Below are 13,173 nucleotides of genomic sequence, written 5' to 3'. Positions count from 1 at the left end.
TTGTACGGCAAAGAGGTTTATCACCGTCCGTCGCGTTTCATCGGCGAACTGCCGCAGGAGTGCGTGGAGGAAGTCCGACTGCGCGCCAGCGTGTCGCGTCCCGTTAATCAGCAGCGGCTGGGAACGCCGATTTCCGAGAGCGACAGCGGCTACAAGCTGGGGCAGCGCGTGCGTCATGCCAAGTTCGGCGAGGGGACCATTGTGAATCTTGAAGGCGGCGGCGACCATTGCCGTGTTCAGGTAGCCTTCCCCGGTCAGGGGATAAAATGGCTGGTGGCGGCTTACGCAAAGCTGGACATCGTATAAACTGATTACTGAACAGATTGTTGCATTAATGGCCTGCGCGCGTGTTGACAGCCTTTTTCATCTCAGCGTAACATGCGCGCATCATTATTCCCGGAGGACCCACGCCTTGGACACACCCAGTCGATACTGGCTCATACACCTATTTCGTAGGTACAACTTCTAAGGCTATCCTCCGTTGCTGATAGCCTTAGTGGTTGTCAGCGATCTCTTCACACATCGCATCGAGTCAGCACCGTCAAACGGTCTGGAATCGGATGGTGATTTTTCACCCTCTCTCCTGTGTATCAAGCGCGTATTGTCCCTGCCAGAACACCTTTAGGGAGCATGACCTATGCTGAGCGCATTCAAGCTGGAAAACAGCCGTTTAACTCGTCTGGAAATGGAAGAAAGCCAGGATCTCACCTCGTCGGTATGGGTGGATTTGGTCGAACCGGACGTTATCGAGCGGGACCAGGTACAAACCCAATTGGGCCAAAGCCTGGCGACTCGACCTGAACTGGAAGACATTGAAGCCTCCGCGCGTTTCTTCGAGGATGAAGACGGCCTGCATATTCACTCCTTCTTCTTTTATGAAGATGCGGAAGATCATGCGGGCAACGCGACCGTGGCGTTCACCATTCGCGACGGACGTTTGTACACCCTGCGCGAACGCGAGCTGCCGGCGTTTCGCCTGTATCGTATGCGCGCTCGTGGACAAACGCTGATTGACGGCAATGCCTATGAGCTGTTGCTCGACCTGTTTGAAACCAAAATCGAGCAGTTAGCGGATGAAATCGAAAACATCTATAGCGATCTGGAAGCGCTGAGTCGCGTCATCATGGATGGCCGTCAGGGCGATGAATATGACGACGCGCTGTCGACGCTGGCGGAACTGGAAGATATCGGCTGGAAGGTGCGTTTGTGTCTGATGGATACCCAGCGTGCGTTGAACTTCCTGGTGCGTAAAGCGCGGTTGCCGAGCGGTCAGCTTGAGCAGGCGCGGGAAATTCTGCGAGATATCGAATCGCTGCTGCCGCATAACGAATCGTTGTTCCAGAAGGTGAACTTTTTGATGCAGGCGGCGATGGGCTTTATCAATATCGAACAGAACCGCATCATCAAGATCTTCTCGGTGGTGTCCGTGGTATTCCTGCCGCCGACGCTGGTGGCTTCCAGCTACGGCATGAACTTTGAATTCATGCCGGAACTGAAGCTGGCCTTTGGTTATCCGGCTGCGCTGGTACTCATGGTGTTGGCCGGTCTGGCGCCTTACCTGTACTTCAAACGCCGCAACTGGCTGTAACCGTCGAACAATAGAAAGAACAGGCCTCGTCGCTCGCGACGGGGCCTTTTTTTACGCCAGACGTTTGTGCATCAGCTTTTGCTGCGTGTGCAGCGCATCGCCGATGAAAATCGCCAGCGCTAACCAGATGAAGGCAAAGGTGACCAACTGATCCTGGGTGAACGTTTCGTCATAAACCACGACGGCCAGTAAAAACACCAGCGTCGGGCCGATGTACTGGAAGAACCCCAGCGTGGAAAGACGCAGGCGTACGGCGGCGGCAGTGAAGAACAGCAACGGGACGGTGGTGACGACGCCAGCGGCAAGCAGCAGCAGATCCAGCGACAGCGAGTTCTGGGTCAGATGGCTGGTCGGTGTGTCGGCGAAGCAAAACAGATACACCAACGCGACGGGCAGCAGCCACAAGGTTTCGACCAGCATGCCGGTTTGCGCATCGACCCCGATCTTTTTACGTAACAGGCCGTAGACGGAAAAGCTAAAGGCCAGCCACAGTGCCAGCAACGGCAGGGAGCCGAATTTCCACAGCTGCACCAGTACGCCACACACCGCTAGCGCGACGGCGATCCACTGCATCGGTCGGAATCGTTCGCCCAGAAAGACGAGTCCCAGCAGCACGCTGACCAGCGGATTCACAAAATACCCCAGGCTGGCTTCCAGCATGTGATGGTGGTTGACGGCCCAGATATAAGTTAGCCAGTTACTGCCGATGAACAGGGCGGTGACCGCCAGCATCAGCAACCGTTTCGGCTGCCGCAGAAGCGTGATGGCCTGCTTCCATTGGTGACTGACGCTGAGCAGGATCAGGATAAAGAAGAACGACCAAATCACGCGGTGAGAAACAATTTCAGTAGCGGGAACCTGTTCGATGAGTTTGAAGTAAGCCGGGGCGATACCCCAGATGATGTAAGCGCCAAGAGCGAACAGAACTCCCTGGCGAGTTTGCTGCGTTTCCATTGTTATTGCTCAGTATAAACAGGGTAAACGGCTATTTTACTTAAAATACCGCCCGTCCACACCCCGTATATTGCCGTAATCACGGCGGAGACCGGTGTGCGATACGGCGTCGTCTGGCTGGACAAGGAGGATGCCGAACCCGCGCGATACGTCGTGAATACGGGCGGCGAGTGGGAAGGGAAAGCCGTCGTTATACAGAAAATACCGATTCGTAGCAGCTTATAACGTAACCGCTTAGTTTCTGTGTACAATGCCAGCGTCAAATCAAAAAATAACCTTATTAGACAGCTGGAGAAATACGGGCATGCGTAAAATTTGGGGTGGTGTGCTGGCGTTGCTGCTAACGGCGCAGGTCCAGGCGCAAGAAGCCACAGTGCAGGAAATTCATGATAAACCGGCGGTTCGTGGCAGCATTATCGCCAGCCTGCTGCAAAAACATGACAGTCCCTTTATTCTTTATCCTTACGAAAATAACTACCTGCTTTACACCTATACCAACAACATCAACCGGGAAGCGATTCAGAGCTACAACTGGGGAAAGAACGCTCGCAAAGACGAGGTAAACTTCCAGATCAGTTTAGGCTTCCCGCTATGGCGCGGTATTTTGGGCGACAACTCACTGCTTGGCGCATCTTACACCCAAGGCTCCTGGTGGCAGCTCTCCAATAAAAGCGAGTCGTCTCCGTTCCGTGAAACCAACTATGAGCCGCAGATCTTTCTGGGCTGGGCGACGGACTACAGCCTGGCGGGCTGGACCTTACGTGACGTGGAAGTTGGCTTTAACCATCAGTCGAATGGACGCTCCGATCCCACCTCACGCAGTTGGAACCGTGCCTATGCGCGCCTGATGGCGCAGAACGGCAACTGGCAGGTGGAGCTGAAACCCTGGCTACGTTTCTCCGACAGCAAAGATGACAACCCGGATATCACCCGCTACATGGGGCATTATCGCGTACGCGTCGGCTACCTGTGGGGCGACAGTATTTTCAGCGCGGAAGGGCGTTACAACTGGAACAGCGGTTACGGCGGCGGTGAAGTGAGCTGGAGTTACCCGCTGACCGAGCACGTACGCTTCTACACTAAAGTCTTCAGCGGCTACGGTGAATCGTTGATCGACTACAACCACCGTCAGACGCGTGTCGGCGTCGGCATGACCCTGAACGATATGTTCTGAGGCCGCTTTCGGTCAGGATTGTCGAGAGCAGTGAGTAAAAGCCTGCACACAAACGTTGCAGTTTTATCAAACGGCGCTGAAAATAGCGCCTGTTTGTTTTTATAAAAGCGGTGAAGGCGTGTCTACGGCAGAAGTATTGAATAAAGAAGCGCTGGCGACGCAGGTGTTGCGCGAAACCTTCGGGTATCAGCAGTTCCGGCCCGGCCAGCAAGCGATTATCAACGCTGCCCTCAACGGGCAGGACTGCCTGGCAATCATGCCCACGGGTGGCGGTAAATCCCTGTGTTATCAAATCCCCGCTCTCGTCATGGAAGGGCTGACGCTGGTGGTGTCTCCGCTGATTTCCCTGATGAAAGACCAGGTGGATCAGCTGCAGGCCTACGGCGTTTCCGCCGCCTGTCTGAATTCCACGCAAACGCGCGAGCAGCAGCATCAGGTCATGACCGGCTGCCGCAACGGCGACATCAAACTCCTCTATATCGCCCCCGAACGTCTGACGTCTGACAGTTTTCTCGAGCACCTGTCTTACTGGCAGCTGGCGATGATTGCGGTCGACGAAGCGCACTGTATTTCCCAATGGGGACACGATTTCCGGCCGGAGTACCGGGCGCTGGGGCAGGTGAAACAGCGTTTCCCCGGCCTGTCGGTTGTGGCGCTGACCGCCACGGCGGACGACACCACGCGTCAGGACATCGTGCGCCTGCTGGATTTGCACGATCCCCTCATCCACATCAGCAGCTTCGACCGCCCCAACATTCGCTATACGCTGGTGGAAAAATTTAAGCCGCTCGATCAGCTGTGGATGTTCGTACAAGGCCAACGCGGGAAATGCGGCATCGTTTACTGCAACAGCCGTGCGAAGGTCGAAGATCTGTGCACGCGCCTGCAAAATCGCGGCCTGAGCGTGGGGGCCTATCATGCGGGGCTGGAGAACGAACGTCGGGCTCAGGTGCAGGAAGCGTTTCTACGCGACGACTTGCAGGTCGTTGTCGCCACGGTGGCATTCGGGATGGGTATCAACAAACCCAACGTCCGCTTCGTGGTGCATTTTGATATTCCGCGCAACATCGAATCGTATTATCAGGAAACCGGCCGCGCAGGACGTGATGGCCTGCCTGCGGAAGCGGCGCTGTTTTACGACCCGGCCGATATGGCCTGGCTGCGCCGTTGTCTGGAAGAAAAACCGGCGGGTCCGCAGCTGGATATCGAGCGTCACAAGCTCAACGCCATGGGCGCGTTTGCGGAAGCGCAGACCTGTCGACGACTGGTGCTGCTCAACTACTTTGGCGAAGGGCGCCAGCAGTCGTGCGGCAACTGTGACGTCTGTCTGGACCCGCCGAAAAGCTATGACGGACTGGTGGATGCGCAGAAAGCATTATCCTGCGTCTATCGCGTAGGTCAGCGATTCGGCATCGGCTATATCGCGGAAGTGCTGCGCGGCGCCAATAACCAGCGTATCCGCGAGTTTGGTCACGACAAGCTGCCGGTCTACGGTCTTGGCAAAGATAAAACGCAGGAACAGTGGGTGAGCGTGCTGCGCCAGCTCATTCATCTGGGGCTGCTGATGCAGAACGTGGTTCAGCATTCCGCGCTGCAACTGACCGAGGCGGCCAGACCGGTGCTGCGTGGCGATGTCCCGCTGCAACTTGCTGTACCGCGCTTGATCAACCTGAAACCGCGCGTCAGCCAGAAATCTTACGGCGGCAACTACGACCGTAAACTGTTCGCCAAACTGCGCAAGCTGCGTAAATCCATCGCCGATGAAAATAACATTCCGCCCTACGTGGTCTTCAGTGATGCGACGCTGCTGGAGATGGCGGAAATTCTGCCGGTCACGGCCAGCGAACTGCTGAACGTCAACGGCGTGGGTCAACGTAAACTGGAGCGTTTCGGCGTGCCGTTCATGACGCTCATCCGCGAGCATCTTGAAAACGACGACTAACTTGTAGGTGCTCTCGTGAGAGAGAGAGGCGACGCAACAATAACAACGGGAGTTTCACCATGTTGATGCTGTTTTTGACCGTGGCGCTAGTGCATTTCATTGCCCTGATGAGCCCGGGACCGGATTTTTTCTTCGTCTCGCAGATTGCGGCCAGCCGTTCGCGCCGTGAAGCGATGATGGGCGTGTTAGGCATCACGCTGGGCGTGGTGGTCTGGGCGGCGATCGCCTTGATGGGGCTGCATTTGTTGCTGATGAAAATGGCATGGCTGCACCGCATCATCACCGTGGGCGGTGGTCTTTACCTGTGCTGGATGGGATGGCAGATGTTGCGTTCCGCGCGTCAGAAAGCGCAACAGTCCGAGGTCGCTGAGGTCAGCGTGGATTTACCTCAGCGCGGCAAGTTCTTTATTCGTGGTTTAGTCACCAACCTGTCCAATCCCAAAGCGCTGATTTACTTCGGCAGCGTTTTCTCTCTGTTCGTCGGCGATAGCGTGGGCGCGGGTGCGCGCTGGGGACTGTTTGCTTTAATCTCGGTAGAAACGCTGGCGTGGTTCACGCTGGTGGCGATGGTATTTGCGCTGCCGGTCATGCGTCGCGGCTATCAGCGCTTGGCGAAATGGGTGGATGGCGTCGCGGGCGTGCTCTTCGCGGGATTCGGTATTCACCTCATCATATCGCGTTAAACGCAAAGGTCATGGCGAGCGTATCGCCATGACCTTTGCTCGACGTCGGGGTCAGGCCCGACGGGCGGACGCCAGCAGCGCGCCCACCATAATAAACAGCGAACCAAAGACCCGATTCAGTCGTTTCACCTGCCGCGGTCCTTTCAGCCACTTGGCGATGCGGGTCGCCAGCGTGGCGTAGCCGATCATCACGACGACATCCACGGCGATGGTGGTGACGCCCAGCACCAAATATTGCATGGTCTGAGGCTGATGCGGGATCACAAATTGCGGAAACAGCGCAGCCAGAAAAACGATGCTTTTCGGGTTGGTCAAATTGACCAGCACCGCGCGTTTAAACAGTCTGCGTCGCGGCATGGTGTTTGCCAGCGTATTCAAATCCAGACCGCCCGCGCTGCGCCACTGCTGAATGCCGAGCCAAATCAGATAAGCCGCCCCGACCCACTTCAGCACTTCAAACGCCAGCACGGACTGGGACAACAGCGCGCCGAGGCCGATGCCCACCAGCACAATGTGGCAGAGCAACCCGACCTGCAGACCGGCAATCGAGGCGAAGGCGCCGCGATAACCGTGACTGATGCCAGTGCTCATGGTGTTGATGGCGCCGGAACCCGGCGAAAGACTCAGAATCAATGTGGTTACGAGATAGGTAAACCACCACTCGATGGTCATGCGTCAATGCTCCCTGAATGTCGCTTTTTATGCCACAATACGCCAACGCCGATCTTTGTACCAGAGCTCACAAAACCAGGTTTAGCCGCCATGAACAACCGCGAGAATGTGTGATGACTCAGTACCCTGAGTGTCTACTCAACCGAGAGGCGCAGTACGCTGCGTTTTCCACCGGACCTTTGCTGGATTTCTGGCGGCGGCGGGACGAGGGCGAGTTCATCGGCGTCGACCACGTCCCCATTCGCTTTGCCCGTTTTACCTCTCCACGTCATCATCAGGTTGTGATGCTGCTCACCGGCCGCACCGACAGCTACGTCAAATATTCCGAGGTCGCCTACGACCTGTTTCACAATGGTTATGATGTGCTGATGATGGATCATCGCGGGCAAGGACGTTCGGGACGTTTGCTGAAAGATACCCATCGCGGTCACGTTGAGAATTTCAGTGACTATGTGGACGACGTGGCGCAGTTCTGGCAGCTGCAACTGGCGAAAAGCGGGTATCGACGGCGCTTTGCGCTGGCGCACTCGATGGGGGGCGTGATTCTGGCCGATTTTATGGCCCGTCGGCCCGAGGCGTTCGATGCCGCCGCGCTGTGTGCCCCCATGTGCGACATCCATCTGCCGATGCCGGAATGGCTGGCCTGGCGCATTCTGGATCGCACCGAGCGTCATCCGAAGCTGCGTGACTATTACGCCATTGGCGCCAGCCAGTGGCAGCCGTTGCCGTATGTCCTCAATGTGTTGACCCACAGTCGCGCCCGACATCTGCGCAGTGTGCGGACCTATGCCGACGACCCGTCGCTGCGGATTGGCGGACCGACCTATCACTGGGTACGAGAAGCGCTGTTAGCGGGCAGGGATTTAATGTCGAGAGCGGCGAAAATCACCACCCCTCTGCTCGTGTTGCAGGCGGAGGATGACCGGGTGGTGGATAACCTCGGGCAGGATGCCTTTTGCAAGATGATGGCGGAGGCCGGTCATCCGGTGGCTGGAGGAAAACCGCGCATCATACGCGGTGCCCGTCATGACATGCTGTTTGAAGAAGATGCGGTGCGCGCCGACGTTTTTCGCCGGATTCTGCACCATTTTGCGCAATATCATTAAATTCTGCGGCCCGGCCGCGTTTAACCTGCGGAGGTTAGATTCCAACGTATGTACCCAATTGTTGCTTCCGATTTGGATGGCACGCTGCTGTCCCCCGCTCATACGCTTACCCCCTATGCCAGAGAAACGTTGCAGTTGCTGACGGAGCAGGGCGTTCATTTTGTCTTCGCCACCGGACGGCACCATAAGGATGTCGCACAGATCCGCGACAAACTGGGGATCAGCGCATACATGATCACCTCCAACGGCGCCCGCGTACATAACACCGACGGAGAACTGTTGGTCAGCCATAATCTGGACAGCGATATCGCGCGCGATCTGTTCGGCATCATGTACGACCGTGAGGACATTCTCACGCATATCTATCGCGGCGATGACTGGTTCATGAGCCGCTCCCGACCGGAAGAAGAGCAGTTCTTCCAGGAATCTGTATTCAAGTACCAGCTGTTCGACCCGACCTCGCTGGACACCGACGATGTCGGGAAGGTCTTTTTCACCTGCGATGAACATGAACGTCTGCTGCCGTTGGAAGAGGCGCTCAACGCCCGCTGGGGCGACCGCGTCAACGTGAGCTTTTCCTCGGTGAACTGCCTGGAAGTCATGGCAGGCGGCGTATCGAAAGGACATGCGCTGGAGCAGGTAGCGAAACTGATGGGGCATGGCGTGAAGGATTGCATCGCCTTCGGCGACGGTATGAACGACCTGGAAATGCTCTCGATGGCGGGAAAAGGCTGCATCATGGCGGCCGCACACCAGCGCTTGAAGGACCGTTTGCCTGAGCTGGAAGTGATCGGCACCAATGCGGATGATGCGGTGCCGAGCTACCTGCGTGAACAGTATGCCTCGCTGATCGATCGCTGACGGCGCTGGGTATGTCCGGACGTGTCACAATGTTAACCCTGTCAGCAAACTGACAAGGTCAAAAAAACGCTTTACAGGTGCGAATGATAATGATTATTATTGCCATGCGTTCCGGGAAAACCCATCTGTCTCAATCTTGATGATTCAGCGAGGTTTTGCTGTGAAAGCACGACATTGCTCACATTGCTTCCAGTATTTATTTAGCCAGCTCGGGTGCTGGCTTTTTTTTTGTTCGCATGATTTACGGAAACTGATTTCCAGAAATCCCGCTATTTTTTTGAACTGCACGTTGAGTTTTTTACGCTATCTTCCCGGTGCGCCGTCGCTAGACTGTTCAAAACGAAGGAGGAAGCAACGATGATCTATTTACGTCAGGCGCAGCAGCGCGGACACGCCAACCACGGCTGGCTCGACAGCTGGCATACGTTTTCATTTGCCGATTACCATGACCCGGACTTCATGGGCTTTTCCGCCCTGCGGGTGATCAATGAAGATCGTATTGAAGGCGGGCAGGGTTTCGGCATGCACCCGCATCGGGATATGGAAATTCTGACCTACGTGTTGTCCGGCACCATTGAACATCAGGACAGCATGGGGAATCACGAACGGATCCCGGCAGGCGAGTTCCAGATCATGAGTGCGGGCACCGGTGTTCGTCATTCCGAATACAATGCCAGCCCGGATGAATTGCTGCATCTGTATCAGATTTGGATCATCCCGGATCGTAAAGGGCTGACGCCACGCTATGAGCAGCGCCGCTTTGACGATAAGCAGGGTAAACAGCGGGTGTTGTCGCCAGAGGGTGGCGACGGTTCTCTCAAAGTCTTTCAGGACATGTCGCTTTGGCGCTGGGCATTGAACGCGCAGGAGCAGGCCGCTCACGACATCGAGCCCGGCCGCCGCGTCTGGATCCAGGTTGTGCGCGGAACGATCACGGTGAATGGCCAGACGGCGAGCACCAGCGACGCCTTGGCCCTGTGGGACGAAAGTGCTCTTTCAATCACCGCAGATGAAGACAGTGAAATCCTGCTGTTTGATCTACCGCCGGTATAAGTGCAGGCGCTGGACGGTGTAGCGCATCACAACATGATGTGCCGGATGCCGTGCAACGCATTCAGCGAGTCAGGGCGTCGCCATCTTTCCATGGGCCGACGCCCTTTTAGCGCGCAATCACGCCCAGAATAGATGATGCGAAACCGATCTCAACCGTGATGAAAGTCGTTGTAATCCGGTATCGGAACGATACTCGCCAGCGGGTTTTTTGTTAAACTCCGACTACTTTTCCCGAGTTGGATAGCCACGGATGATCAAGAAGAAAAGACCGGCTCTTCAGGATGTCGCCGATCGCGTTGGCGTCACGAAAATGACGGTCAGCCGCTATCTGCGCAATCCTTCCCAGGTGTCCGCTGCGCTGCAAAAGAAAATCGCCGCCGTAGTGGATGAACTGGGATACATTCCCAACCGAACGCCGCATATTCTGGCCAACGCCACCAGCCGCGCCATCGGCGTTCTGTTGCCGTCGCTGACGAATCAGGTCTTTGCAGAAGTGCTGCGCGGCATTGAGCGGGTGACGGAGGCTCAGGGTTATCAAACCATGCTGGCTCACTATGGCTATCACCCTGAAAAAGAAGAGCAGCGCTTGATGTCGCTGCTGTCTTACAACATCGACGGCTTGATACTGGCGGAACGCACCCACACGGCACGCACCCGGCAGATGATTAACGTCTCCGGTATTCCGGTCGTGGAACTGATGGATTCCGTTTCCCCCTGTCTGGATATGGCGGTGGGTTTTGACAACGTCGAAGCCTCACGACAGATGACGCGGCACATCATCGGGCGGGGACGTCGGCACGTAGTCTATCTGGGCGCACGGCTGGATGAACGTACCCTGATGAAACGGCAGGGCTATGAGCTGGCGATGCAAGAGGCCGGTTTGCACGCGCACAGCGTGATGAGCGAAAGCGCCTCGTCATATACGTTGGGCGGCGAACTGCTGCGGCGGGCGCAGAGAGAGTGCCCTGACATCGACAGCGTGTTCTGCACCAACGACGACCTGGCGATCGGCGCGATTTTCGAGTGCCAGCGGCAGGGACTGAGTATTCCCCGGCAGATGAGCGTTGTCGGTTTCCACGGCCACAACATCGGTCAGGCGATGGTTCCCCGTTTGACGAGCGTCCTCACGCCGCGTGAGCGCATCGGTGAAGTGGGGGCCGAAATGCTGCTGGCGCGTCTGAACGGCGAGCCGGTTACGTCGGTCCTGCATGACGAAGGTTTCGAGCTGCTGCCCGGCGACAGTTTATAGGCTCATCCACCCGCGGCAGCGTCTTAATCTCCGGGACGCCAGTCCGCGATTTATCTCTCTGCTGTCACTCATAAACTTCTTCACACCGGCTGGCTTTGACGGCAGCGCGTTTGGTCGTCGAGCGTCTCGGCGGCTAACAATTCGTCATCGCCAAAAGCCACCTTCCCACCTGGCAATATTTGATCTTTATCCCAAACTGTAAATTAAGTGCTGCAGGTTAGTTCCAGTTCTTAACATGTTACCGGTATCATGATACCGGTAACATTACGGGTGTCACCCGTTCCCCTGATGGCGCTTCACCCATCGCTTCTGATGTTGTATCGCTGCTGCCGTACCAGGCCATTGATTAGGCCGTAGCAGAATCACCTTCGCCTTCGTTCTCCGGTGGTTTCCGGGAGCGATGAGGCTCTGCCGGAGAAAGGTTATGCCATTAGTCATCGTTGCTGTAGGTGTCGCCATACTGCTGTTGTTAATGATTCGATGTAAGTTGAATGGATTTATCGCACTGGTGCTGGTGGCGCTGGCCGTCGGGATCTTGCAGGGTATGCCGGTCGATAAAGTCATCGCCTCCATCAAAACCGGGGTGGGTGGAACGCTCGGCAGTCTGGCGCTGGTGATGGGCTTCGGCGCGATGCTGGGGAAAATGCTGGCGGACTGCGGCGGGGCGCAGCGGATTGCCACCACATTGATTGACTGGTTTGGCCACAAAAACATTCAGTGGGCCATCATGCTGACCGGTTTCACCGTGGGCTTCGCCTTATTCTATGAAGTTGGTTTTGTCCTGCTGCTGCCGCTGATATTCAGCATCGTTGCTTCTGCGCGGATCCCTCTGCTTTATGCTGGCGTACCGATGGCCGCAGCGCTGTCCGTCACCCACGGTTTCTTACCGCCGCATCCAGCGCCGACGGCCATCGCCGCCATTTTTCATGCCGATATGGGCAAAACGCTGCTTTACGGCACGCTGTTGGGGATCCCCACCGCCATATTGGCTGGCCCGGTTTTCGCCCGTTTCCTGAAGAAAATCGATAAGCCGGTGCCTGAAGGTCTGTACAACCCAAAACAATTTTCTGAAGAAGAAATGCCGAGTTTCGGCGTGAGCGTCGGCACGGCGCTGGTGCCGGTGATTCTGATGGCGGTGAGAGCCATTGCTGAAATGGTCTTGCCGCACGGACATGCGCTGCTGCCCTACGCGGAGTTCTTCGGCGATCCGGTGATGGCGACGATGATTTCGGTGCTGATCGCGATTTTTACCTTCGGTCTTAACCGCGGCCGTACGATGGATGAAGTGATGGCGACTGTCTCCGACTCCATCAAAATCATCGCCATGATGCTGTTAATTCTGGGCGGCGGCGGCGCTTTCAAGCAGGTGCTGGTCGACAGCGGGGTGGATAAGTACATTGCCCACATGATGGAGGGCAGCAGCCTGTCGCCGCTATTCCTGGCCTGGTTGATTGCCGCGACGCTGCGCATTGCGCTCGGTTCGGCGACCGTGGCCGCCATGACGGCTGGCGGCATCGCCGCACCGTTGATCGCTACCACCGGCGTCAGCCCAGAACTGATGGTGATTGCCGTGGGGTCCGGCAGCGTGATTTTTTCTCACGTCAACGATCCCGGTTTTTGGCTGTTCAAAGAGTATTTCAATCTGACCATCGGCGAGACGCTGAAATCCTGGTCGGCGCTGGAAACCATCATCGCGGTTTGCGGGTTGATCGGCTGTCTGCTGATGAGCCTGGTGGTTTAACCTAGAGTCTCTGCCGGGCGGGCCCCGGCAGAATATCGGATTACAGCTGCAGGTAAGCGCGGATACCGTCGAGGAACATCTGCGTGGACAGCATCACCAGCACCAGCCCCATCAGTTTTTCCAACGCGCTGACCCCTCGGTCTCCCAGCA

14 protein-coding genes and 1 pseudogene are annotated in these 13,173 nt (G+C 56.5%); 12 read left to right on the top strand and 3 right to left on the bottom strand.

Features of this window, described 5'->3' with window-relative positions; translation table 11 throughout:
- The 3 genes and pseudogenes from uvrD to corA all read left to right on the top strand — a co-directional run.
- A pseudogene (gene uvrD / locus Q7O77_RS07725) lies at positions 1–306 on the top strand (DNA helicase II); the annotation flags it as partial.
- 28 nt (positions 307–334) lie between these two features.
- A complete protein-coding gene (gene ysgD / locus Q7O77_RS16985; protein ID WP_369696212.1) occupies positions 335–469 on the top strand; it encodes a YsgD/CorL family protein in 135 nt (44 codons plus the stop codon).
- Between the two features lie 168 nt (positions 470–637).
- Positions 638–1,588, top strand: a complete 951-nt coding sequence (gene corA / locus Q7O77_RS07720; protein WP_304165232.1) for a magnesium/cobalt transporter CorA — start codon at positions 638–640, stop codon at positions 1,586–1,588.
- A gap of 51 nt (positions 1,589–1,639) precedes the next feature.
- Here the strand turns inward: corA and rarD are convergent, their stop codons facing one another.
- Positions 1,640–2,542, bottom strand: a complete 903-nt coding sequence (rarD, locus tag Q7O77_RS07715; RefSeq protein WP_304165230.1) for an EamA family transporter RarD — start codon at positions 2,540–2,542, stop codon at positions 1,640–1,642.
- Positions 2,543–2,638: 96 nt separating this feature from the next.
- Here rarD and Q7O77_RS07710 point away from each other — a divergent pair, with 96 nt between their 5' ends.
- The 4 genes from Q7O77_RS07710 to rhtC all read left to right on the top strand — a co-directional run bounded on the left by Q7O77_RS07710 (position 2,639) and on the right by rhtC (position 6,341).
- Positions 2,639–2,767 (top strand): hypothetical protein, encoded by a 129-nt coding sequence (locus Q7O77_RS07710; protein ID WP_304165227.1) that lies wholly within the window; start codon positions 2,639–2,641, stop codon positions 2,765–2,767.
- A 79-nt stretch (positions 2,768–2,846) separates the two neighbouring features.
- Positions 2,847–3,716: a phospholipase A gene (gene pldA / locus Q7O77_RS07705; RefSeq protein ID WP_304165225.1), complete on the top strand. Its 870-nt coding sequence runs from the start codon at positions 2,847–2,849 to the stop codon at positions 3,714–3,716.
- A 118-nt stretch (positions 3,717–3,834) separates the two neighbouring features.
- The gene (gene recQ / locus Q7O77_RS07700; protein WP_304165222.1) at positions 3,835–5,658 is read left to right on the top strand and encodes an ATP-dependent DNA helicase RecQ; all 1,824 of its coding nucleotides are present in this window, start codon (positions 3,835–3,837) and stop codon (positions 5,656–5,658) included.
- A 59-nt stretch (positions 5,659–5,717) separates the two neighbouring features.
- Complete coding sequence (gene rhtC, locus Q7O77_RS07695) at positions 5,718–6,341, top strand: threonine export protein RhtC (protein ID WP_304165220.1); 624 nt, start codon at positions 5,718–5,720, stop codon at positions 6,339–6,341.
- Between the two features lie 51 nt (positions 6,342–6,392).
- On the opposite strand, the gene rhtB is transcribed toward rhtC, so the two are convergent.
- Positions 6,393–7,013 (bottom strand): homoserine/homoserine lactone efflux protein, encoded by a 621-nt coding sequence (rhtB, locus tag Q7O77_RS07690; protein ID WP_304165218.1) that lies wholly within the window; start codon positions 7,011–7,013, stop codon positions 6,393–6,395.
- 113 nt (positions 7,014–7,126) lie between these two features.
- Between rhtB and pldB the strand changes: the two genes are divergently transcribed.
- The 5 genes from pldB to gntT all read left to right on the top strand — a co-directional run bounded on the left by pldB (position 7,127) and on the right by gntT (position 13,023).
- Positions 7,127–8,119 (top strand): lysophospholipase L2, encoded by a 993-nt coding sequence (gene pldB / locus Q7O77_RS07685; protein ID WP_304165215.1) that lies wholly within the window; start codon positions 7,127–7,129, stop codon positions 8,117–8,119.
- Between the two features lie 48 nt (positions 8,120–8,167).
- Positions 8,168–8,980 (top strand): sugar/pyridoxal phosphate phosphatase YigL, encoded by an 813-nt coding sequence (yigL, locus tag Q7O77_RS07680; protein ID WP_304165212.1) that lies wholly within the window; start codon positions 8,168–8,170, stop codon positions 8,978–8,980.
- A 357-nt stretch (positions 8,981–9,337) separates the two neighbouring features.
- Positions 9,338–10,033, top strand: coding sequence for a pirin family protein (locus Q7O77_RS07675; protein ID WP_304165210.1), 696 nt, complete (start codon positions 9,338–9,340; stop codon positions 10,031–10,033).
- Positions 10,034–10,286: 253 nt separating this feature from the next.
- A complete protein-coding gene (gene gntR, locus Q7O77_RS07670) occupies positions 10,287–11,282 on the top strand; it encodes a gluconate operon transcriptional repressor GntR (RefSeq protein WP_304165238.1) in 996 nt (331 codons plus the stop codon).
- Positions 11,283–11,706: 424 nt separating this feature from the next.
- On the top strand, positions 11,707–13,023 hold the full coding sequence (gene gntT / locus Q7O77_RS07665; protein ID WP_085652846.1) for a gluconate transporter: 1,317 nt from the start codon (positions 11,707–11,709) through the stop codon (positions 13,021–13,023).
- 40 nt (positions 13,024–13,063) lie between these two features.
- On the opposite strand, the gene Q7O77_RS07660 is transcribed toward gntT, so the two are convergent.
- A partial coding sequence (locus Q7O77_RS07660; protein WP_304165235.1) for a MarC family protein occupies positions 13,064–13,173 on the bottom strand: 110 nt, incomplete at its 5' end.

The sequence above is a fragment of the Lonsdalea britannica genome, assembly GCF_946477055.1.
Lineage (GTDB): Bacteria > Pseudomonadota > Gammaproteobacteria > Enterobacterales > Enterobacteriaceae > Lonsdalea > Lonsdalea britannica_A.
This window is presented reverse-complemented; position numbering and strand designations above follow the sequence as displayed.